Below are 19,063 nucleotides of genomic sequence, written 5' to 3'. Positions count from 1 at the left end.
ATGGGGAGCTACACGATTCCGAACGTCGTCGAGCGGACCCCGCAGGGCGAGCGGTCCTACGACGTGTTCAGCCGGCTGCTGTCCGAGCGGATCATCTTCCTGGGGACCGAGATCGACGACGGCGTGGCCAACGTCGTGATCGCACAGCTCCTGCACCTGGAGTCGTCGGCCCCCGAGAGCGAGATCGCCGTCTACATCAACTCTCCCGGCGGCTCGTTCACGTCGCTGATGGCGATCTACGACACGATGACCTTCGTGCAGGCGCCGATCTCGACGTTCTGTGTCGGGCAGGCGGCGTCCACGGCGGCGGTGCTGCTGGCGGGCGGGGACCCCGGGCGGCGGTTCGTGCTCGAGCACGCGCGGGTCCTGCTAGGGCAGCCGGCCAGCGGCGGCCGCCAGGGCACGGTGTCCGACCTGGCACTCCAGGCCAAGGAGATGGTGCGCATCCGCTCCCAGGTGGAGGAGGTGCTGGCCCGCCACACGCACCACGACGTCGCGACGCTGCGCGCCGACATGGACCGCGACAAGGTCTTCACCGCCCAGGAGGCGGTGGCCTACGGGCTGGCCGACGAGGTGCTCGCGCGGCGCCTGGCGAGGGTCTGAGCCGGCGGGCCGGCGTCCCCGCGGTGCGGGGGCGCCGGCCCGTGCGCGTCCTCAGGCGGCCAGGCACATCCCGTCGAACCGCGCGCCCGACGTCCCCCGGCCCGCTCCCGCGCCGGTGTGCCGGGAAGTGAGCCGGATCAGCTCGCCCTGCGCGCGGGCCAGCAGGTCGCCCAGGCCCAGTCCGAGGGCGCCCGCGGCGGCGGCCAGTACTTCGGAGGACGCCTCCTTGCGGCCGCGCTCCACCTCCGAGAGGTAGGGCATGGAGATCCGGGCGGCCTCGGCGACCTCCTTCAGCGTGCGCTCCTGCTCAAGGCGTTCACGCCGCAGGACGTCTCCGACCAGGTCGCGCCACAGGGGCTCTCGCACGGTGGGCGGCCTTCGCTCCGGGGGAACCGGTGCGGCGGCGGGCGGCGCCCCCGGGCGCGTGGCCTGCGGGCGCGTGGCCTGCGGGCGCAGCGGAATGACGCGGGCTTCGTTCGGCACGTGGCTGGTCACCTCCTCAGCCTAGGGTTCCGGCCGCGTCCCGTAAGGGTGCGGCGTTGCGCCCTCAGGAGAATCCCGCGGCGCTCGCCGGAGCGGCCCGGATGCCGCGGACCGTCGGCCGCACTAGGCTGGGCGGAAGTGGGAGGCATGCGCCGTCGCGACCCGGGTACCCGCAAGCGCGAAAAGCCTAGGGAGAGCCGTGACTTTCGTGGGAGAGGCAATGCAGACCGCCGTGGTCCGTCCTAAAGCGCAGGTTGCCGGGAAGACCACCGGGAGCGGGACGGGTGAGGGATCACCGCGGGACGTCGTGGACCCCCGCAGCGTGGCACCGCGCGACGCGCGGCAGTTGTCCCGCCAGTTCTTCCGGCGTCTGGCGGAGCTCGAAGAGGGCACGGCCGAGTACCAGTTCGCGCGCAACACGCTGATCGAGATGAACATGTCGCTCGTGCGGTTCGCCGCGGGCCGTTTCCGCGGTCGCGGGGACGACATGGAGGACATCGTCCAGACCGGCATGATCGGCCTGATCAAGGCCATCGACCGCTTCGAGTTGTCGCGCGAGGTCGAGTTCACGTCCTTCGCGCTGCCCTACATCGTCGGCGAGATCAAGCGCTTCTTCCGGGACACCACCTGGGCGGTGCACGTCCCGCGCCGGCTCCAGGAGCTGCGTGTGGAGCTGGCCAGGGCCCGCGAGGAGCTCTCCACCCGCCTGGACCGCGAACCCACGGTCGCCGAACTCGCCACGCTGATGAACATCGGCGAGGACCAGGTCATCGAGGGCCAGATCGCGTCCAACGGCTACAACTCCTCCTCGCTGGACGCCGCGCTGACCGGTGACGGACCCGAGAACGGCGAGTCGGTGCTGGCCGACTTCATCGGTGTGGAGGAGGACGGGCTGCGGCTCGTCGAGGACTTCCACTCGCTGGCCCCGCTGATGGCCGAGCTGAGCGAGCGCGACAGGCAGATCATCCACCTGCGGTTCGTGGAGGAGGCCACCCAGGCGGAGATCGGCGAACGGCTCGGCTGCTCGCAGATGCACGTGTCCCGGCTGATCAAGCGGATCCTCACCCGGCTGCGCGAGGGCATGCTGGGCGAACTCGGCTGCGCCTGAGCGGTGCCGCGCGGCGACGAGGGTGCCCGTCAGCCTTCTCGGCCTTCTCGGCCTTCTCGGCCTTCTCGGCCTTCGGTGAGGGGCACCACCGCGCGCACCCGCTTGCCGACCGGCACGCGTTCGACGACGACCGTCTCCACCAGGGCGTGCACGATCTCCAGGCCGTGCCGCCCGACGCGTTCGGGGTCGCGGGGGAAGCGCTCCGGGACCGCGCCGCTGCTGTCGTACACGGTCACCGCCACCGAGGCACCCGTGCCCTCCAGCTCCAGGATGTACGGCCCCCTGCTGTGCCGGTCCGCGTTGGTGACCAGCTCGCTCACCACGAGGAGCACCGCCCCGTCGGCGCGGGGGCCGATCGTGGCGCACCACTCGGTCCTCAGCTGGTCGAGGAAGAGCGAGGCGAAGGAACGCGCCTGCGCTATGCATCCCGGCTCACCGGAGTAGTGTGCCGCCCGCCTCAGCGGTTCAACGGGTACGTCGAAACCAGTCGGTATCACTGCCCCGTCCAGGTACTCGGTCATGCGTTTCTCTCTCGGAAGCCGGACTGGCCGGACGCTGCTGCACCTGTCCTCGTACCCCGAGCCGCGCGTAGCAGTCCACGTCTGTTCGCAGTGCGGGCATCGTCACAGTGGTCCGGGGAACCCGTGGTGTCGACAAGGGTGTGCGATCGGGACGGGGGAAGGGTGTGCGATGGACGAACTGATGGCCGCGCGAAGCCTCACCACCCGGCCGGTGGTCACCCTCGGCGGCGATGCCGTCGCCCACGTCAAGGACACCGTATGCGACGCCGCCGCGGAGCGGATCACCGGTTTCACCCTGACGGGACGGGGTCTGCTGTCCGGTCCGCTCAAGGAGGGCCTGCCGTGGTCGGCCGTGTACGCGCTGGGCCATGACGCGGTGATGATCCGGGACCGGCGGGGCCTGGTGGACGCGGCGGCGATGACGGCCCACCAGCACAATCTCCGGGCCCGGTTGCGGGGGGCGAGGGTGCTGACCGAGGCGGGCACGGAGATCGGCACGGTGCTCGACGTCGTGGTGGAGGGCGGCACCGGCGGCCGGGTGGTCGGCTTCCGGGTGGCGGCGAGCCGGCGGTTCGTGCCGGGCCCCACCCGGCACCGGCGCCGGGTGTACGTGCCGCGCGGCCGGACGCTCACCGTCAGCGGCCGGGCCCTGGTGCTTGCCGACGGCGCGGTCCGGCACGTCGCGGACGACCTGCCCGGCTTCACCGCGCTGATCGGCGGTGTGCCCGGCCCGTGGCAGGGGTCGCCGCCGTGATGCTCTTCACCGAGGTGCGCGGGCTGCCGGTGATGCCGCGGGAGGGCACCGCGCCGCTCGGCACCGTCACGTCCCTGGACGTCGACGTCGTCTCCGGCGCCGTCAGCCATGTCCGGTGGCGCGGCGGCCGGTTCCGGAGGGAGTCGGCGCTGCCCTGGGACGCCGTGCACACCGTCGGACCGGGCGCGGTGCGGGTGCGGTCCGCCGCTCTCCAACCGGTGCCGCCCCCGCACGATCACGATCTGCTGGGCCGCCGGATCCTCACCGAGACGGGAACCGAGCGGGGCACGGTGCTGGACGTCGCGTTCGACACCCTGAGCGCTCGCCTCCTCGCGCTGTTCACCACCCGCGGTGAGCTGCCGCCCGACCGTCTGCTGGGTCTCGGCGACTACGCCCTGGTCGTGCGGGCGGTCTGAACGCAGGCCGGTCCCCGGCGGCCGGAGCCGGAGCCGCCGTCCGACGCGTACGGCTCTGTCGGCGGGCGTGCCCGGCGGGGGCTGCTTAGCGTGGCAGCGTGAGTCCGCGAACCCCCGCAGTACCTCCCGTACCCCCTGTGCCTCCGGGCTCCCCCGGGCCTCCGGGGTCTCCCGGATCCCCCGGCCGGACGGTCGCCCGGCACGGCTGGGCGCAGGCGCTGGGCACCGTGCTGGCCGGGCTGGTCGCCATGGGGGGCGTGGCGGCGCTCGGGCTGTGGGCGGCCGGTGCCGCGGACCTGCCCGACCGCGCCTTTCCCCGGGTCGTCGTGGCGACGTTCGTCACCTCCGTGGGCGGTGCGGTGGAGCTGTCCGGCGACGCGGGTGAGCTGGCGGCCACCGACGCGGGTCTGACCGTGATGCCGCTGTCCGTCACCCTGACCGGTGCGCTGGTGATCGCTTGGGGCTTCCTGCGGCCGCTGCGGCACCGGGCCGTCGCCGGCGCGCGGGAACTGGCCGGCTGGGCGGGGCGGATCGCGGTTCTGTGGCTGCTCGCCCTCCTCGGGGCGGGGTTCGCGGCGCGGCAGACGTTCGAGGTCTCCCTCGGTGAAGGGCTGCTGAGCGACCTCGGCGACCTGTTCGGCGTGCGTCCGACCGTCGGTTTCACCACGGACGTGCCGCTGACCGTCCTCTTCGGACTGCTGTGGCTGGCGGGAGTGCTCGTGCTCGCCCTGCTGGTCTCGCACCGGGCGCCGCTGCCCGCTCGGCTGCTGCGGCTGCGGACGTCGGTGCGGCCGGCCGCGTACGCGATGGTCGCGCTGCTGCTGGCGTACGTGGTCGTCGGAGTCGTCGTCGCGCTGGTCGTCGCCGCGACGCGGGACCGTCCGGCGGACACCTTCGCCGTGCTGCTGCTGGGGCTGCCGAACCTGGCCTGGCCCGCGCTCACGATCGGCCTCGGGGCCACCTGGAACGGGCGGGTGGAGGGGCCGTTCGGGCTCCCGATGCCGCGGGTGCTCGACGAGGTGCTGCGCACGCCGGACGTCTCGACCGTGAACGTGGGCACGCTCGCCGAGCGCGACGGGCGGATGTGGTGGCTCCTGGTCGCCGCGGCCGTCCTGGTCCTGTCGGCCGGTTTCCTCATGGCGTCCCGCTGTCCGGCACGGCTGCCCGCCTGGCTGCACGCCGTGCGCCTGGCCGTCGCCCTGGCGCTCACCGTCCTGATGATCTGCCTGGTCGGCCGGGTCTCCGCCCACTACGGGCTGTCGGTGCTCGGCATCGGCGACCTGGACGGCGGGCTGGCCGGACAGGTGTTCCTGCGGCCGCGTCCGTGGGGTGCGGTGGGTCTCGCGCTGCTGTGGGGGCTGGTCGCCGGGTTCCTGGGCGCGTTGCTCGCACGGTGGGTGGGCGGGCGGTCCCGTCGGGTCGGGCGCTGACGGATGCCGGTCCGGGGCCGGGGTGTTCAGGCGACGGGTACGACCAGGGGCGGCGCGGCCCGCTGCATCCGCAGCGCGTCCACGGACTCGGCCATCAGTTCGTACTCGGTGGTCTCGTCACTGGTCGCGAGGCGTACCAGATTCCCCGCGGCGAGTTCGTCGGCGACCAGCTCCTGTTGTACGTCGTCGGCGCACCAGGCGCGCAGCCTGAGCGGCACGTCGGGCGCGTCGTCGGCGACGGGAGTCAGGGCGCCGCGCGGTAAGTGGGGATTGTCGGGCTGCGGATCCAGCCGCTCGGCGATCCACATCGCCCTGTCGCGCAGCCACCACAGGGCCAGCGCGAGGGTGGGAGCCCGGTAGGTGCCCAGCGGGACGCCGATGCGCCGGCCGTCGCATACACCGTAGGCGGTGACATGGCACAGGAACTCGTCGTGCACTGCTACCCTCCCCCGTCACTCAGCCCGCCTGCCGGTCCGGCATGACGTCCGTGCGGCTCGTGTGCTGTGCGTGAGGGCGCTGTCGCATGGTGTGAAAGGCCCTAGTGGTGAGTATGTTCACTACTGAACCACTGTCACCATGAATTTCCGGCCAGTCTCCTGGCATATTCGCGGCGCCGGTTGGCCGAAATGCCGCGCCGCCGCCGTGCCGCGTGCCATGACCCCGGGGGTAATCGACGGTGCCGGCGGGCGCGGGCAGGGTGGTCGTACCGGGTCACCGAGACCGGGACCCGGCTCCTGACCGGCACACCCACCTCATTGGAGGCTGATCGCCATGTCCGCACCCACCCGCCGTTACGAGGACGCCGTCGCCCGCTACTTCGAGGCCTGGAACGCGGGCCCGGACGCGGTGGCCAAGGCGGTCGCCGCGGCGTGGACGGAGGACGGCGGCTACACCGACCCCCTCGCCGATGTGCGCGGCCACCAGCAGATCGCCGCCGTGATCGTGGCCGCGCACGAGCAGTTCCCCGGCTTCTCCTTCCGGCTGTTGGGCGCGGTCGACGGGCACCACGACACGGCGCGCTTCTCCTGGGAGCTGGTGAGCGACGCCGAGGAGGGCCCGGCGCCGGTGGTCGGGTTCGACGTGATCACCCTGGACGGCGAGGACCGCATCCGGTCGGTGTTCGGCTTCCTGGACCGGGTGCCCGCGGGGGCGTGAGCACCGGCGGACCCACCCCTAGCCCTGGACGATCTTGTCGATGCGGGCCAGTTCGCCGGCGTCGAAGTCCAGGTTCCCGATGGCCGCGACGCTGTCCTCCAGCTGCCGCGGGCTGCTCGCGCCGACCAGCGCCGAGGTCACCCTGCCCTGGCGCAGCACCCAGGCGAGTGCCGTCTGGGCCAGCGACTGGCCGCGGGATGCGGCGATCTCGTTCAGCGCGCGCAGCTTGCCGACGAGTTCCTCGGTGACCGCGTCGGAGTTCAGGAAGGGGCTGTCGCTCGCGGCCCGCGAGTCCTCCGGGATGCCGTTCAGGTAGCGGCCGGTCAGCAGGCCCTGCTCCAGCGGGGAGTAGGCGATGGAGCCGACTTCCAGCTCGTCGAGGGCGCCCAGCAGGCCGCTGGTCTCGGGCCGCCGGTCGAGCATGGAGTAGCGCGGCTGGTGGATCAGCAGCGGGGTGCCCAGCCCGGCGAGGATGCGGGCGGCCTCGCGGGTCTGCTCCGGCGAGTAGTTGGAGACTCCGACGTACAGCGCCTTGCCCTGCTGCACCGCCGTGTGCAGGGCGCCCATCGTCTCCTCCAGCGGAGTGTCCGGGTCGGGGCGGTGCGAGTAGAAGATGTCGACGTAGTCCAGACCCATCCGGGTCAGGCTCTGGTCCAGGGAGGACAGCAGGTACTTGCGCGAGCCCCACTCGCCGTACGGTCCGGGCCACATCAGATAGCCGGCCTTGGTGGAGATCACCAGCTCGTCGCGGTACGGCGCGAAGTCGGCCCTGAGGGCCTCGCCGAGCGCGGACTCGGCGGAGCCGGGCGGCGGGCCGTAGTTGTTGGCCAGGTCGAAGTGGGTGACGCCGAGGTCGAAGGCGCGCCGCAGGATGGCGCGCTGGGTCCCGACGGGGCGGTCCGGGCCGAAGTTGTGCCACAGGCCGAGCGAGAGCGCGGGGAGCTTCAGGCCGCTGCGTCCGGTGCGCCGGTAGGGCATCTCCGCGTAGCGGTCGGGGTGTGCGGTGTACAACGCGACTCCAGAGGGGTTGGCCCCCGAGGTACGGGGCTTGGGTGGAACCGTCCTCCACTCTCGCGTGACCTGCGTGCAGTGGTCCAACAGAAGAATCCGATGGGATTGCGCGGTTAGGCTTCTGAGTCATGGAACTGCGTCATCTCCAGCACTTCGTGGCGGTCGCCGAGGACCAGCACTTCACCCGCGCGGCGGAACGGCTGCTGGTGTCCCAGTCCGGTCTCTCGGCGTCGATCCGGGCGCTGGAGCGGGAGCTGCGGGCACCGCTGTTCGTGCGCACCACCCGCCGGGTGACGCTGACGGAGGCCGGGCGGGCGCTGCTGGAGGAGGCCCGGCGGATCCTCGCCCAGGTGCGCTCGGCGCACGAGGCGGTCGCCGCGGTGCAGGGGGTGCTGCGCGGGACGCTGTCGCTGGGCGCCGAGCAGTGCATCGCGGGGGTGCCGGTGGCCCGGCTGCTGGCCGCGTTCCGGCGCGGTCACCCGGACGTGGAGATCCGGCTGCGGCAGGCGGGCTCCGGGGAGCTGGCCGAGGAGGTCGCGGCGGGGCGGCTCGACCTGGCCTTCGCCTACCGCACCCAGGAGGACACGGACCAGTTGCGGTCGGTCTCGCTGGCGGGCGAGCCGATGACGGTGCTGTGCCACCCGGACCACCGGCTGGCGGCGGACGGCGCGGTGCTCACCCCGCACGACCTGGCCGACGAGGTGTTCGTCGACTTCCACCCGGACTGGGGTCCGCGCCGCGTGACCGACGCCGTCTTCGCCGCGGCGGGCGTGCGGCGGACGGTGCCGCTGGAGGTGAACGACGTGCACGGGCTGCTCGACCTGATCGACGAGAACCTCGGCATCGCGGTCGTGCCGCGGCACTTCCGCCACAAGCGGGCCGCCCTCACCTCGCTGCCGCTCAAGGACGCCGGCGGCACGGAGTACGAGACCATCGCGCTGCTCCCGTCCGCGCAGGCGACCAGCCCGGCGGCGCGGGCGCTGATGGGATTGCTGGAGACGGGAAGCGCGTGAACGGGGGGCGCGGGCGGGCGGACTGCGCGATGGTGGACGCATGCATGCGAAGGACATCCTCATCGAGGGCTACGGCCGCATCCAGGAAGAAGTCCACGCCGCCGTCGAGGGCCTGGACCCCGACGGCCTGAACGCCCGCCCCGCCGCCGACGCCAACTCCGTCGCCTGGCTGGTCTGGCATCTCACCCGCGTCCAGGACGACCACGTCGCCGACGCCTTCGGGCTCGACCAGGTGTGGCTCACCGGGGACTGGGAGAAACGCTTCGGCCTGGGGCTGCCCCGCCGCGACACCGGGTACGGCCACAGCTCCGCCGAGGTCGCGAAGGTGCGGGTCGACTCGGGCGAGCTGCTGACCGGCTACTACGACGCCGTGCACGAGCAGACGCTCACGGCCCTGCGCTCGCTGACCGCGAAGGACCTGGAGCGGGTCGTCGACGACAACTGGGATCCGCCGGTCACCCTCGCCGTGCGGCTGGTCAGCGTCCTGTCCGACGATCTCCAGCACGCCGGACAGGCCGCCTATGTGCGCGGGCTGGTTCAGAGCGCGGACGCGTAGCCCGGCAGGACCACGTCCTCGATGAGGGCGTTGCGCTCGTCGAAGGGGAGGAAGGCGCTCTTGAGTGCGTTCACGGTGACCGTGCGCAGGTCCTCGACGCCCCAGCCCGCCTGCTCGACCAGCAGGGACATCTCGCGCGTCATCGTCGTGCCCGACACCAGGCGGTTGTCGGTGTTGAGGGTGACGCGGAAGCCGAGGTCCTTCAGCGCGGTGATCGGGTGCTCGGCGATCGAGGCCGCGGCACCGGTCTGGAGGTTGGAGGTCGGGCACATCTCCAGGGCGATCCGGCGGTCGCGCACCCAGGCGGCGAGCCGGCCCAGCTTGCCCGCCCCGAGGTCCGGGATGTCGTCGGTGATGCGCACGCCGTGGCCGAGGCGCTGGGCGCCGCACACCTGGAGGGCCTGGTGGATGCTGGGCAGCCCGTGCGCCTCACCGGCGTGGATGGTGAAGGGCACGTTCTCGCGGCGCAGGTGCTCGAAGGCGTCCAGGTGGTCGGCGGGCGGGAAGCCGTCCTCGGCGCCGGCGATGTCGAAGCCGACGACCCCGGCGTCCCGGAAGGCGACGGCGAGGTCGGCGGCCTCGCGGACCCGGTCGAACATCCGCATGCCGCAGAGCAGGGTGCCGACCCGGACGGGTGTCCCGGCGGCGGCCGCCTTGGCCATGCCGGCGGCGAGACCCTCCTGGACGGTCTCCACGACCTCCCTCATCGACAGCCCGCCCCTGGTGTTCAGCTCCGGGGCGTAGCGGACCTCGCCGTAGACGACGCCGTCGGCGGCGAGGTCCAGGACGTACTCCTCGGCGGTGCGCAGCAGCCCCTCGCGGTTCTGCATCACGGCGAGGGTGTGCTCGAAGGTGGCGATGTAGCGCACCAGGTCGCCGGAGTTGGCGGCCTCGTAGTACCAGGCGGCCAGCGCGTCGGGGTCGGTGGTGGGCAGGGTGTGGCCGACGCTCTCGGCCAGCTCCACGACGGTCGCCGGGCGCAGGCCGCCGTCGAGGTGGTCGTGGAGGACCGCCTTGGGGAGGCGTCGGAGAGTCTGGGTGTCTATGCGCGTAGATGACATGTGCGGGGGTTCCTCGACGGTTCTGGAGGGGACGATCAGGGGGCGACGGGCTGGAGCAGGTCCCAGCGGTTGCCGTACAGGTCCTGGAAGACGGCGACCGTGCCGTAGGGCTCGTGCCGGGGCTCCTCCAGGAAGGTCACGCCCGCCGCGGTCATGCGGGCGTGGTCGCGGGCGAAGTCGTCGGTGTGCAGGAAGAACCCGACGCGCCCGCCCGTCTGGTCGCCGACCCGGGCCCGCTGGGCCTCACCCTTGGCGCGGGCCAGCAGCACAGCGGTGCCCGCGCCCGGGCCGCCGGGCTCGACCACGACCCAGCGGGAGCCGTCGGGCCGGGGTGCGTCCTCGGCGAGGCGGAAGCCGAGGGCCTCGGTGTAGAAGCGGATCGCCTCGTCGTAGTCGTCGACGACGAGGGCGACCAGGGCGATGCGTGTCATCGGCACCTTCCGGGACGGGCGATTGACGGGAGAGGTTATACGTAAAACTCCCTGGACGCCAAGTCCCCGCCCGCGGGACCGGGGCCGGTGCGGCGGAGCTCAGCCCGTGCGCGCTCCGTCGAGCCGCGCCAGCTCCGCGCCGGTGAGGCGCAGGGCGCCCGCGGCGACGTTCTCGGCGAGGTGCGCCGGGTCGCCGGTGCCGGGGATGGCCAGCACGTGCGGGCCCTGCTGCAGGGTCCAGGCGATCCTGACCTGCGCGGGGCTCGCCCCGTGCGCCCGGGCCACCGCGCGCACCTCCGCCTCGTGGGCGGTACCGGCGCCGCGCGGACCGGCCTCGCCGGCGATGGCGTAGAACGGCACGAAGGCGATGCCCTGGGCACGGCACTGGGCCAGGAGCGCGTCGGTGGCGGGGTCGTGGAAGCCGAGACCGTACCGGTTCTGGACGCTCACCACCGGGGCGATGGCCTGCGCCTCGGCGAGGTGCCGGGGCTCCACGTCGGAGAGGCCGAGGTGGCGGATCAGTCCCGCCTCGCGCAGTTCTGCCAGCGCGCCGAAGTGCTCGGCGACCGAGTCCTGCCGCATGCGGCGCAGGTAGACGACGTCGAGGTGGTCGCGGCCGAGCTGGCGCAGGTTCTCCTCGACGTGGGCGCGCAGGTCCTCGGGGCGGGCGGAGGTGCCCCACTCCCCCGACCAGTCGCGGTACGGGCCGACCTTGGTGGCGACGACCAGGTCGTCCGCGTAGGGCGCGAGCGCGCTGTTGATCAGTTCGTTGGCGGAGCGCAGGGAGGAGAAGTAGAAGGCGGCGGTGTCGATGTGGTTGACGCCGAGTTCGACGGCCCGGCGCAGCACGGCGAGGGAGCGTGCGCGGTCGCTCGGGGTGCCGAGGTGGAAGGCGGCGCTGCCCGTCAGCCGCATCGCGCCGAAGCCGACGCGGCGGACGGGCAGGTCGCCGAGGTGCCAGGTGCCGGCGGACTCCGCGGTGATCGTTTCCGAGGTCATCGGCGGAGTTTCGCACACCCGGGCGGGGTCAGCAGTACAGGTTGCCGCCCGGCGAGACGCCGAGGATCTGGCTGAACTGCTGGTACTTGGTGACCCGGCTCTGGACTTGGGCGGGGTTCTTTCCGTCGCACTCCAGCGAGCCGTTGATGGACCGGATGGTCTGGCCGAAGCCGGCGCCGTTGACCATCGCGTTGTGCGGGGTCATGGTGCCGGGCCCGGACTGGGTGTTCCAGTACCACAGGCCGGTCTTCCAGGCCACGGCCGCGTCGTTCTGCACCAGCCAGGGGTTGCCCAGCAGGTCGATGCCGAGCGCGTCGCCCGCGGCCTTGTAGTTGAAGTTCCAGCTGAGCTGGATCGGTCCGCGCCCGTAGTAGGCGGCCTGGCCCGCCGGGCAGCCGTAGGGCTGGTTCCAGTCGCAGTAGTGCGGGTAGTTGGCGGTGTTCTGCTCGACGATGTGCACCAGGCCGCCGGTCTCGTGGCTGACGTTGGCGAGGAAGGCCGCGGCCTCCTGCTTCTTGGTGGTGTCGCTGCCGGTGTTGGCGAAGCCGGGGTAGGCGCTGAGCGCGGCGGTGAGGCCGCTGTAGGTGTAGAAGGAGTTCCGGCCCGGGAACATCTGGTTGAACTGGGCCTCGCTGACCACGAAGTTGCCGACCGGCGTCTGCGAACCGCCGTCACAGGCGTACGGGTTCCAGTACCAGGTGCTGATGAGCGGGTCGTAGCCCGGGTTGGCGTGCTCGGCGATGTAGGCCTTGCCGTCGGTGTAGCGGACGACGTCGCCGGTGTTGTAGTTCGCGTCGGCCGACCAGGCGGGGTAGCTCGAACACGAGGCGGCGGAAGCCTCGTTGGCGGGCATGAGCAACGGCACTGCGCCGGCGAGGGCGAGCGCGGTCACCACGGCGGATATACGGCGCCTCGACACAGGTCTGTCTCCTTCTGCGGAGCACGGCCGCTCCCGTACAGGGGCAGGGTGGGGCGCGGAACCTGTGCGCACGTGCCGGTCGGACCGGCCACGGCGTGGGGGCGGCCGTGGAGGGGGGTGTGGAGGCACACTCAACCGCCTTGGTCTGTACCAGTCAAGGGTGTAGACCAGTTCAACTTGCCCGGGTCGGCGGGACGTTGTGTCGAACCCGTCGGCGCGCGAGCGCCGGGTGCCGCGCCTTCAGCTCGCCGCGGCCAGCGCGGGGGCGGCCGGCGGGGCGACGGCCGGACGGACGGCCAGGGCGGCCGAGAACTGGTCGACCACCTGGGCGAGGGCCTCCGCGGCACCCGGGGCGACGGTGACCGTGCCGTCCTCGTGCGCCGTGATGTCGCGGTCGAGGGTGAACCAGCCCTGCACGACGTGCGCCGCGCCCATGGAGTTCAGCACCGGGCGCAGCGCGTAGTCGATCGCCAGGACATGGGCGGTGGACCCCCCGGTGGCGAGCGGCAGCACCGTCTTGCCGGTGAGCGCGTACTGCGGGAGAAGGTCGAGCAGGGCCTTCAGGACACCGGAGTACGACGCCTTGTAGACGGGCGTGCCGACGACGACGCCGTCGGCACGGGCGAACAGTTGGGCGGCCTCGGTGATCGCGGGGTGCCCGAGGTCCGCGCCGAGCAGCGCCTGTGCGGGGAGGGCGCGGACGTCGAGCGGGACCACCTCGTGGCCCTGGGCGGTCAGCCGGTCGTCGAGGTGGCGCAGCAGCCGGTTGGTGCGCGAGGAGGCGGAGGGACTGCCGGAGACGGACAGGACGGTGGCCATGGGTTCTCTTTTCGGGAAGGCGGACGCGGCGGAGGGCCCGGCAACGGGTGGGCGTCGCGGCCGGGTCGGGGCGGCGTGGAGCGTCACGTTCGGGCGGTGTGGAGCGTCACGCGCGGGGCGGCGGCTCCGACCGGTGCGGCGGCGTGCGGGACGATGCGACGGATCGGCAGACCGGCAGATCGCCAGATCGCCAGATCGGCGGAATCGGCGGGATCAGGCCGCGGTGCGACAGGAAGCGCTGGAGACGCGCGCGAGGTCGACGTGGCGTCGCCGCGTGAGATCCGGTCGCGTTGTCATGCCTTCGATCGTGGCAGCCGCCGCCGAGAACGGTCAAGGAGGAACCGCCCGGTCGCACCGCCCGGCGCCGGATTTCACATGGCCGTGACACTGCGGACCGGCAGTTCCCGGGCCGGGTGCGGCGCTCGCACCAGTCGCAGATCCCTGCCCTCTCACCACTACACATAAGGGTGAAATAAGAGCAGAATGCACTTATGCGGCGCTACCGCACACCGCATTCGAAGCGGTCGGCCCTGCAAGTCAAAGGAGACGACTCATGGCCAACGTCTCGCACCCCCGAGGTGACATCACCAGCCACCCGGACGCCCCGGAAATGCAGGCGCGCTACGCGCGCGTGCTCGGTGGCCGCGACGTGGCACTCGTGGACGGGCCGGTGTTCCTGCTCGGCCTCTACTGTGCCGTGTCCCCGTGGATACTCCACTTCACCACCAGCCAGCCCTCCCTGGTGGCCCACAACCTGATCGTGGGCATCGCCATCGGCCTGCTGGCCCTCGGGTTCACCCGCGCCCCGGAGCGCATGTACGGCCTCAGCTGGGCCATGTGCGCGATCGGAGTCTGGATGATCATTTCGCCCTGGATCGTGGGCTCGAGTCCGGACGCCGGTGTCATCTGGAACAACATCGTCATCGGCGCCCTCGCCCTGCTGCTGGGCATGGTCTGCGCCGGTACGGCGGCGCGGAGCGCCCCACGCAGGCCCTAGACGCACCGGAAGGAAACGGCACGGGCCGGTCCCGCATCGCGCGGGCCGGCCCGTCGCCCGTACCACCGCCGACGGGACTGCACCCGCCCGCAGCGGGCAGACGCATCCCTGCGGGGGTCTCGGCGAAGAGGGGTGGAGATGGAGATCGACGGTATTGTCAGCGCCATCGTCATCGGCGTCGTCATCGGCGTGCTGGGCCGGCTGGTCGTGCCCGGCCGGCAGCGCATCGGCGTCCTGTGGACGATCCTCGTCGGCATCGTGGCCGCGCTCGTCGGATCGTGGGTCGCCTCGGCGTTCGACGTGGCCGACACGGACGGCGTCGACTGGGTCGAGTGGCTCATCCAGATCGGCCTGGCCGCGGTCGGCGTGACCGCGCTGGACCGGTCCCGGTCGCGCCCGGGCCGTTGACGCCCGGGCCGTTGAGGGCCTGACCGTCACCTGTTGCGGAGCCACGCCTCGTACCAGGTGACGGTCGCGTCCACGGTGTCCGCCAGCGGCGTCGGAGCCGCCCCGAAGAACCGCTCGAAGGCACCGGAGTCCATGATCTGCGGCTCGGTGTGCTGGTAGAACATCTCCTCGTACTCGGCCATCAGCTGTTCGTCGAAGGGGCCGAAGGGGCGGGGCCGTTCCAGGACCACGACGTTCAGCGGGCGGCCCACGCGCTTCTCGATCAGCGCGTGGATCTCGCGCGGGCTGACGGCGGGCGCGGTCGGCAGGTGCCAGACGCGGCCGTCCCCGTCGGGACGCTCGCCGAGGGTGGCGAGAGCGGCCGCCACGTCCTCGATCCCGGTGTAGCTGTGCGGCAGATCGATGTTCCCCATGCCCACGACGTCGCCGCCGGTGAGGGCGCCGGGGAAGACGGCCGCACCCAGGGACGAGTTGAGCACGCCGGGCCCGAAGAAGTCGGCACTGCGGCCGAGGACCACGCGGGCCCGGCCGGACCGGTGGGCGGCGAGGTACCGCTCGTCCAGTTCGGCACGCATCCGCCCCTTGCGGCTGGTGGCCTTCCAGGGACTGTCCTCGGTCATCACCGCTCCCCCGGTCTCGCCGTACGGGTAGAGCGTGTCGAGCACCACCAGCCGGGCGCCGCTCTCCTCGACGGCGGCCAGGACCGCCTCCTGGACCCGGGGCATCACCTCGACCTGGAGGTGGTAGGCGACGTTGACGCAGTGGTACACGACGGCCGCGTCGCGTATGGCGGCGCGGGCGCCGTCGGCCGTGCTCACGTCGGCGGCGATCCGCTCGACGCCCTCGACGGCGGGACCGGCGGCCCTGCGGTCCACCAGGCGGACGGGGTGGCCCCTGCGCACCAGCTCACGGGCGAGCGCGGTGCCGGCGGGACCGGATCCCAGGACGACGTGCGGGGCGGGCGGCTGCGGGGTGGCGGCGGACATGGCGCTCCTCTTGCCTCGAATCGCTATGACTACTTCCTTCTGTTAGAGACTCTAACTCCAGCGACTACAGATAGCAAGATGGCCGGGCCGGGGAGACATAGGCTGGCCGGGAAGGATCACGTCACGAGGAGGGCGGTGCGCCATGGTCGTGAAGGACGCCGAACTGCCACATCTGCGCCGTTGTGTGGAGCTGGCGGCCGAGGCACTGGAGGCCGGCGACGAGCCGTTCGGCTCGGTACTGGTGGGCGGGGACGGCACGGTACTGGCCGAGGACCACAACCGGGTGGCCTCCGGCGACCGGACCCGTCACCCGGAGTTCGAGCTCGCGCGCTGGTCCGCCGCCCGGCTGGCACCCGAGGAGCGGGCCGCGGCCACGGTGTACACGTCCGGCGAGCACTGCCCGATGTGCGCGGCCGCACACGCGTGGGTGGGCCTGGGGCGCATCGTGTACGTCGCCTCGTCGGAGCAACTGGTGGTCTGGCTGGAGGAGTTGGGCGTACCCGCAGCACCGGTACGGCCGCTCCCGGTGCGGGAGGTGGCGCCCGGCGTGACCGTGGAGGGCCCGGTGCCGGAGCTCACGCGGGAGATCCACGCCCTGCACCGGCGCTTCCACGCGGGACGTGCCTGAGCCGGGGCACCCGTCCTGACGGTGGACGCCCCGGTCGGCGCGGTCAGCCCCCGGAGCTCGGCCCGAAGCGCCGGTAGAGGACGGTTCCGCCCAGCACGAGCGCGGCGCCGCCCGCGAGGGCGGGCAGGGTGCGGTCCGCCCCGGTGTGGGCGAGGGACACCTCTTCCCGGGACGGGTGGGCGTGCGGGGACGGTCCGGGCCCGGCGCGCTCCTCCCCGGGGGCGGACGACTCCGGCTCCACCGGGGGCCGTACGGGCTCCGGGCGGTCACCGGAGTCGTTCGTCGACTCGTTGCCGACGGCCGGGTTGCCGATGCCGACCACGTTGACGCTGTTGCCGCTGACGTTCACCGGGAGGTGCACCGGCAGCTGCACCCCGTTGCCGGAGAGCACGCCGGGCGAATCCTTTCCGCTTCCCTCGGCGGCCGCGCCGCCGGACGTCCCCCCGGACGCGCCGCCGGACGTACCGCCCGAGGCTCCCGCCGCCCGGTGCGACGCGCCCTGGTCCGACGCCCCCGGCTCGCCGGAGTCGGCGCAGCCGTTGCCCGCGGCCGGGTTGAGCAGCCCCACCACGTTCACGGTGTTGCCGCACACGTCGACCGGCACGTCCACCGGGAGCTGGACGGTGTTGCCGGAGATCAGCCCGGGCGAACCGGCCGCGGATCCCTCGGCACCGGCCCCGTCGGACGCGAACGCCGCGTACGCCGGCATCGTCACGGCCAGCGCGCCTGAGGCGGCGACGGCGAACACACCGTTTCGGGTAACCCTTCTCATGAGGTTCCCTGCCTTCCAGACATGGTCGCGGGCAGTCGCCCGCACCGTCTAGAACGCGGGCGCACCATCCGAGTTATGGCTTATCGGTCTTTCACCCCATCGAGTGGGCGGTTCATCGAACAAGCGGCGCACGGGCCGGTGCGATGCCGCCCGGAGGCGCCGGGTGCGCGGCCCGCTTATGGTGAGCGAGGGCGCCGACCACCGGTCAGCGACGGGGCGCCCGGGAGGCATCGATGCAGGCCAGACTGGAGACTCGGCCCTCGGTCCGGCGCTGCGCGGTGACCGGAGCGCTCGGTCTGGCCCTGCTGGGTGCGGGACTGCCCGCCGCCGCGAACGGCGCGACCACCTCGGCCACCGCGGCAGTTGCGGCCACCGCGGCCAAGGGGGACGCCGGATCGGGCCTGTCCCGGTTCTACGACCAGCGGGTCGAGTGGACGGCGTGCGAGGGCACGGACATGCCGAAGGACCTGCAGTGCGGCAAGGTCACCGTCCCCCTCGACTACGCGCGGCCGCGGGGCGGGACCCTCGACGTGGCCCTGGCCCGGTACCGGGCGACCGGCGACTCACGGGGCTCGGTCCTGCTGAACTTCGGCGGGCCCGGCGGCTCCGGCATCAACGAACTCGCCGTGGGCGGCAAGGAGTTCATGCACCTCACCAACGGCTACGACGTGGTGACCTTCGACCCGCGCGGCGTCGGCCGGTCCTCACCGGTCTCCTGCGGGCCGGCCACCCTGAAGATCATGGAGGCGACGGACGGGGACGGAGGGATGGCCGACCCCGAGGACGTGCTGAAACGGCTGCGGGACGCGGCGGCCGAGTGCGCCAAGTACTCCGGCCCCGTGCTGCCCCACATAGGCACGGTCGACGCGGCACGCGACATGGACGTGATGCGCCGGGCACTCGGCGACGACCGGCTCAACTACCTTGGCTTCTCGTACGGAACCCGGCTGGGGGCGGTCTACGCGGCGCGGTTCCCGGACAAGGTCGGCCGGATGGTCCTGGACGGCGTGGACACGCTGACGGAGCCGCTGGCCGAGCAGGGGCTGGCCGGGGCGCGGGGGCAGCAGACCGCGCTGGAGAACTTCCTCGACTGGTGCGTCGAGGACGTCGCCTGCCCGTTCGGCCAGGATGCCCGGGACGCCCGGGACCAGGTCGAGCGGCTCGTCGCCTCCCTCGACTCCGACCCGGTGCCGTCGGCGTTCGGCGAGCCCTTCACCGGGCAGGACATGGTCGGCGCGATCGGCCAGGCCCTGTACAGCCGGGAGTTGTGGCCCTCGCTGGAGCGGGCCCTCGCGCAGTTGCTCGAGGACGGCGACACCCGCGGCCTGGAGGGCTTCTCTTCCGGGGGCGTCACCTTCCCGGTCCGGGCGCCGGTCCAGGCACCGCCCCGGGCACCGGTCCGGGGCGACAGGACGGCCGGCCTCACCGACGAGGAGGACGTCCCCATGGACAACCTTCCGGCCGCCCTGATGGCGATCAACTGCGCCGACGACCCCGACCGCCCCACCGCCGCCCAGGTCACCGCCTCCCTCGACCGGCTGCGCGCCCGGTACGAGGACGTCTCGCCGGTCTTCGGCCGGTACCGGCTCACCCAGGTGCTCATGTGCTACGGCCGGCCCAAGGGGACGGACTACATCCGGGACGACGTGAAGGACCTCGACACCGCGAGGATGCTCCTGGTCGGCACCCGCGGCGACCCGGCCACGCCCTACCGCTGGACGACGGAGACGGCGGACCGGCTCGGCCCCTCCGCCGTGGTCCTGGACAACCGGGGCGAGGGGCACACCGGCTACGCATCGTCCAAGTGCGTGCACCGCAAGGTCGACGACTTCCTGCTGTACGGCTCCCTGCCGCCCGACGGCAGCTCCTGCGGTCCCGAGTCCACCGGCGACGGGTCCGACTGAGCCGCCACGGGTCCGACCGAGCGGCGGCGGGTCGGACCGAGCGGCGATCCGCTCCGAATGCCCGATATGCCTTATATACCCGTGGAGCA

Annotated in this window: 24 protein-coding genes; 12 read left to right on the top strand and 12 right to left on the bottom strand. The window is 72.6% G+C overall.

Annotation, left to right across the window (positions count from 1 at the left end; translation table 11 throughout):
- Positions 1–603, top strand: coding sequence for a ClpP family protease (locus tag ACH4D3_RS10700; protein ID WP_109028910.1), 603 nt, complete (start codon positions 1–3; stop codon positions 601–603).
- A gap of 51 nt (positions 604–654) precedes the next feature.
- Here ACH4D3_RS10700 and ACH4D3_RS10695 read toward each other — a convergent pair whose 3' ends face one another.
- Positions 655–1,098 (bottom strand): helix-turn-helix domain-containing protein, encoded by a 444-nt coding sequence (locus ACH4D3_RS10695; RefSeq protein ID WP_398319314.1) that lies wholly within the window; start codon positions 1,096–1,098, stop codon positions 655–657.
- A 208-nt stretch (positions 1,099–1,306) separates the two neighbouring features.
- On the opposite strand from ACH4D3_RS10695, the gene ACH4D3_RS10690 reads away from it, so the two are divergent.
- Positions 1,307–2,194, top strand: a complete 888-nt coding sequence (locus ACH4D3_RS10690; protein WP_398319311.1) for an RNA polymerase sigma factor SigF — start codon at positions 1,307–1,309, stop codon at positions 2,192–2,194.
- A gap of 29 nt (positions 2,195–2,223) precedes the next feature.
- Here the strand turns inward: ACH4D3_RS10690 and ACH4D3_RS10685 are convergent, their stop codons facing one another.
- Positions 2,224–2,715 carry an ATP-binding protein gene (locus tag ACH4D3_RS10685; protein WP_398319309.1) on the bottom strand — a complete coding sequence of 164 codons (492 nt, stop codon included), beginning with the start codon at positions 2,713–2,715 and terminating at the stop codon, positions 2,224–2,226.
- A gap of 169 nt (positions 2,716–2,884) precedes the next feature.
- On the opposite strand from ACH4D3_RS10685, the gene ACH4D3_RS10680 reads away from it, so the two are divergent.
- From ACH4D3_RS10680 to ACH4D3_RS10670, 3 genes are all read left to right on the top strand, one after another.
- Positions 2,885–3,469, top strand: coding sequence for a PRC-barrel domain-containing protein (locus ACH4D3_RS10680; RefSeq protein ID WP_398319306.1), 585 nt, complete (start codon positions 2,885–2,887; stop codon positions 3,467–3,469).
- Positions 3,466–3,885, top strand: coding sequence for a hypothetical protein (locus tag ACH4D3_RS10675; RefSeq protein ID WP_398321070.1), 420 nt, complete (start codon positions 3,466–3,468; stop codon positions 3,883–3,885). Before ACH4D3_RS10680 ends, ACH4D3_RS10675 begins: the two co-directional genes overlap by 4 nt.
- 137 nt (positions 3,886–4,022) lie before the next feature.
- Positions 4,023–5,315: a streptophobe family protein gene (locus tag ACH4D3_RS10670; protein WP_398319303.1), complete on the top strand. Its 1,293-nt coding sequence runs from the start codon at positions 4,023–4,025 to the stop codon at positions 5,313–5,315.
- A gap of 26 nt (positions 5,316–5,341) precedes the next feature.
- On the opposite strand, the gene ACH4D3_RS10665 is transcribed toward ACH4D3_RS10670, so the two are convergent.
- The gene (locus ACH4D3_RS10665) at positions 5,342–5,752 is read right to left on the bottom strand and encodes a hypothetical protein (protein WP_398319300.1); all 411 of its coding nucleotides are present in this window, start codon (positions 5,750–5,752) and stop codon (positions 5,342–5,344) included.
- Positions 5,753–6,086: 334 nt separating this feature from the next.
- On the opposite strand from ACH4D3_RS10665, the gene ACH4D3_RS10660 reads away from it, so the two are divergent.
- On the top strand, positions 6,087–6,470 hold the full coding sequence (locus ACH4D3_RS10660; protein WP_398319297.1) for a nuclear transport factor 2 family protein: 384 nt from the start codon (positions 6,087–6,089) through the stop codon (positions 6,468–6,470).
- Positions 6,471–6,488: 18 nt separating this feature from the next.
- On the opposite strand, the gene mgrA is transcribed toward ACH4D3_RS10660, so the two are convergent.
- Complete coding sequence (gene mgrA, locus ACH4D3_RS10655; protein WP_398319294.1) at positions 6,489–7,481, bottom strand: L-glyceraldehyde 3-phosphate reductase; 993 nt, start codon at positions 7,479–7,481, stop codon at positions 6,489–6,491.
- Between the two features lie 128 nt (positions 7,482–7,609).
- Between mgrA and ACH4D3_RS10650 the strand changes: the two genes are divergently transcribed.
- Together ACH4D3_RS10650 and ACH4D3_RS10645 are read left to right on the top strand one after the other, a co-directional pair.
- Positions 7,610–8,494, top strand: coding sequence for a LysR family transcriptional regulator (locus tag ACH4D3_RS10650; protein WP_398319291.1), 885 nt, complete (start codon positions 7,610–7,612; stop codon positions 8,492–8,494).
- A 40-nt stretch (positions 8,495–8,534) separates the two neighbouring features.
- On the top strand, positions 8,535–9,050 hold the full coding sequence (locus ACH4D3_RS10645) for a DinB family protein (protein WP_398319288.1): 516 nt from the start codon (positions 8,535–8,537) through the stop codon (positions 9,048–9,050).
- Here ACH4D3_RS10645 and ACH4D3_RS10640 read toward each other — a convergent pair.
- The 6 genes from ACH4D3_RS10640 to ACH4D3_RS10615 form a co-directional block, all read right to left on the bottom strand.
- Positions 9,032–10,111 carry an adenosine deaminase gene (locus ACH4D3_RS10640; RefSeq protein WP_398319285.1) on the bottom strand — a complete coding sequence of 360 codons (1,080 nt, stop codon included), beginning with the start codon at positions 10,109–10,111 and terminating at the stop codon, positions 9,032–9,034. The two genes, ACH4D3_RS10645 and ACH4D3_RS10640, sit on opposite strands and share 19 nt — an antisense overlap.
- A 35-nt stretch (positions 10,112–10,146) precedes the next feature.
- The gene (locus ACH4D3_RS10635) at positions 10,147–10,542 is read right to left on the bottom strand and encodes a VOC family protein (protein ID WP_398319282.1); all 396 of its coding nucleotides are present in this window, start codon (positions 10,540–10,542) and stop codon (positions 10,147–10,149) included.
- Between the two features lie 99 nt (positions 10,543–10,641).
- On the bottom strand, positions 10,642–11,541 hold the full coding sequence (locus ACH4D3_RS10630; protein WP_398319279.1) for an aldo/keto reductase: 900 nt from the start codon (positions 11,539–11,541) through the stop codon (positions 10,642–10,644).
- 28 nt (positions 11,542–11,569) lie between these two features.
- Complete coding sequence (locus ACH4D3_RS10625) at positions 11,570–12,460, bottom strand: glycoside hydrolase family 19 protein (protein WP_398319276.1); 891 nt, start codon at positions 12,458–12,460, stop codon at positions 11,570–11,572.
- A gap of 240 nt (positions 12,461–12,700) precedes the next feature.
- Positions 12,701–13,279: an NADPH-dependent FMN reductase gene (gene ssuE, locus ACH4D3_RS10620; protein WP_398319273.1), complete on the bottom strand. Its 579-nt coding sequence runs from the start codon at positions 13,277–13,279 to the stop codon at positions 12,701–12,703.
- 213 nt (positions 13,280–13,492) lie between these two features.
- Complete coding sequence (locus ACH4D3_RS10615) at positions 13,493–13,576, bottom strand: putative leader peptide (protein WP_350891961.1); 84 nt, start codon at positions 13,574–13,576, stop codon at positions 13,493–13,495.
- A 256-nt stretch (positions 13,577–13,832) separates the two neighbouring features.
- Between ACH4D3_RS10615 and ACH4D3_RS10610 the strand changes: the two genes are divergently transcribed.
- Positions 13,833–14,276 carry an SPW repeat protein gene (locus tag ACH4D3_RS10610; protein WP_385363186.1) on the top strand — a complete coding sequence of 148 codons (444 nt, stop codon included), beginning with the start codon at positions 13,833–13,835 and terminating at the stop codon, positions 14,274–14,276.
- Positions 14,277–14,414: 138 nt separating this feature from the next.
- Positions 14,415–14,684: a GlsB/YeaQ/YmgE family stress response membrane protein gene (locus tag ACH4D3_RS10605; RefSeq protein ID WP_398319270.1), complete on the top strand. Its 270-nt coding sequence runs from the start codon at positions 14,415–14,417 to the stop codon at positions 14,682–14,684.
- Positions 14,685–14,710: 26 nt separating this feature from the next.
- On the opposite strand, the gene ACH4D3_RS10600 is transcribed toward ACH4D3_RS10605, so the two are convergent.
- On the bottom strand, positions 14,711–15,670 hold the full coding sequence (locus ACH4D3_RS10600) for an SDR family oxidoreductase (RefSeq protein WP_398319267.1): 960 nt from the start codon (positions 15,668–15,670) through the stop codon (positions 14,711–14,713).
- Positions 15,671–15,812: 142 nt separating this feature from the next.
- On the opposite strand from ACH4D3_RS10600, the gene ACH4D3_RS10595 reads away from it, so the two are divergent.
- A complete protein-coding gene (locus ACH4D3_RS10595; RefSeq protein WP_398319264.1) occupies positions 15,813–16,298 on the top strand; it encodes a nucleoside deaminase in 486 nt (161 codons plus the stop codon).
- Between the two features lie 43 nt (positions 16,299–16,341).
- On the opposite strand, the gene chpB is transcribed toward ACH4D3_RS10595, so the two are convergent.
- Entirely contained in the window at positions 16,342–17,070 is a 729-nt protein-coding gene (chpB, locus tag ACH4D3_RS10590) for an LAXTG-anchored chaplin ChpB (RefSeq protein WP_398319261.1), read from the bottom strand.
- Between the two features lie 233 nt (positions 17,071–17,303).
- On the opposite strand from chpB, the gene ACH4D3_RS10585 reads away from it, so the two are divergent.
- Complete coding sequence (locus ACH4D3_RS10585) at positions 17,304–18,974, top strand: alpha/beta hydrolase (protein WP_398319258.1); 1,671 nt, start codon at positions 17,304–17,306, stop codon at positions 18,972–18,974.
- Positions 18,975–19,063: the final 89 nt, after the last annotated feature.

Origin of the sequence: Streptomyces sp. NPDC018026 (assembly GCF_044327745.1) — a bacterium.
Classification (GTDB): domain Bacteria; phylum Actinomycetota; class Actinomycetes; order Streptomycetales; family Streptomycetaceae; genus Streptomyces; species Streptomyces rubrogriseus.
Note: the sequence above shows the minus strand (reverse complement) of the source record. Positions and strands in the feature narration are given on the sequence as shown.

Excerpts from the sequence above, each read along its gene's own strand:
- ACH4D3_RS10700 (WP_109028910.1), top strand. The coding sequence starts at position 1 with ATGGGGAGCTACACGATTCCGAACGTCGTCGAGCGGACCCCGCAGGGC.
- ACH4D3_RS10690 (WP_398319311.1), top strand. The coding sequence starts at position 1,307 with ATGCAGACCGCCGTGGTCCGTCCTAAAGCGCAGGTTGCCGGGAAGACC.
- ACH4D3_RS10685 (WP_398319309.1), bottom strand. The coding sequence starts at position 2,715 with ATGACCGAGTACCTGGACGGGGCAGTGATACCGACTGGTTTCGACGTA.
- ACH4D3_RS10680 (WP_398319306.1), top strand. The coding sequence starts at position 2,885 with ATGGACGAACTGATGGCCGCGCGAAGCCTCACCACCCGGCCGGTGGTC.
- ACH4D3_RS10660 (WP_398319297.1), top strand. The coding sequence starts at position 6,087 with ATGTCCGCACCCACCCGCCGTTACGAGGACGCCGTCGCCCGCTACTTC.
- ACH4D3_RS10650 (WP_398319291.1), top strand. The coding sequence starts at position 7,610 with ATGGAACTGCGTCATCTCCAGCACTTCGTGGCGGTCGCCGAGGACCAG.
- ACH4D3_RS10645 (WP_398319288.1), top strand. The coding sequence starts at position 8,535 with ATGCATGCGAAGGACATCCTCATCGAGGGCTACGGCCGCATCCAGGAA.
- ACH4D3_RS10640 (WP_398319285.1), bottom strand. The coding sequence starts at position 10,111 with ATGTCATCTACGCGCATAGACACCCAGACTCTCCGACGCCTCCCCAAG.
- ACH4D3_RS10635 (WP_398319282.1), bottom strand. The coding sequence starts at position 10,542 with ATGACACGCATCGCCCTGGTCGCCCTCGTCGTCGACGACTACGACGAG.
- ACH4D3_RS10630 (WP_398319279.1), bottom strand. The coding sequence starts at position 11,541 with ATGACCTCGGAAACGATCACCGCGGAGTCCGCCGGCACCTGGCACCTC.
- ssuE (WP_398319273.1), bottom strand. The coding sequence starts at position 13,279 with ATGGCCACCGTCCTGTCCGTCTCCGGCAGTCCCTCCGCCTCCTCGCGC.
- ACH4D3_RS10615 (WP_350891961.1), bottom strand. The coding sequence starts at position 13,576 with ATGACAACGCGACCGGATCTCACGCGGCGACGCCACGTCGACCTCGCG.
- ACH4D3_RS10610 (WP_385363186.1), top strand. The coding sequence starts at position 13,833 with ATGGCCAACGTCTCGCACCCCCGAGGTGACATCACCAGCCACCCGGAC.
- ACH4D3_RS10605 (WP_398319270.1), top strand. The coding sequence starts at position 14,415 with ATGGAGATCGACGGTATTGTCAGCGCCATCGTCATCGGCGTCGTCATC.
- ACH4D3_RS10600 (WP_398319267.1), bottom strand. The coding sequence starts at position 15,670 with ATGTCCGCCGCCACCCCGCAGCCGCCCGCCCCGCACGTCGTCCTGGGA.
- ACH4D3_RS10595 (WP_398319264.1), top strand. The coding sequence starts at position 15,813 with ATGGTCGTGAAGGACGCCGAACTGCCACATCTGCGCCGTTGTGTGGAG.
- chpB (WP_398319261.1), bottom strand. The coding sequence starts at position 17,070 with ATGAGAAGGGTTACCCGAAACGGTGTGTTCGCCGTCGCCGCCTCAGGC.
- ACH4D3_RS10585 (WP_398319258.1), top strand. The coding sequence starts at position 17,304 with ATGCAGGCCAGACTGGAGACTCGGCCCTCGGTCCGGCGCTGCGCGGTG.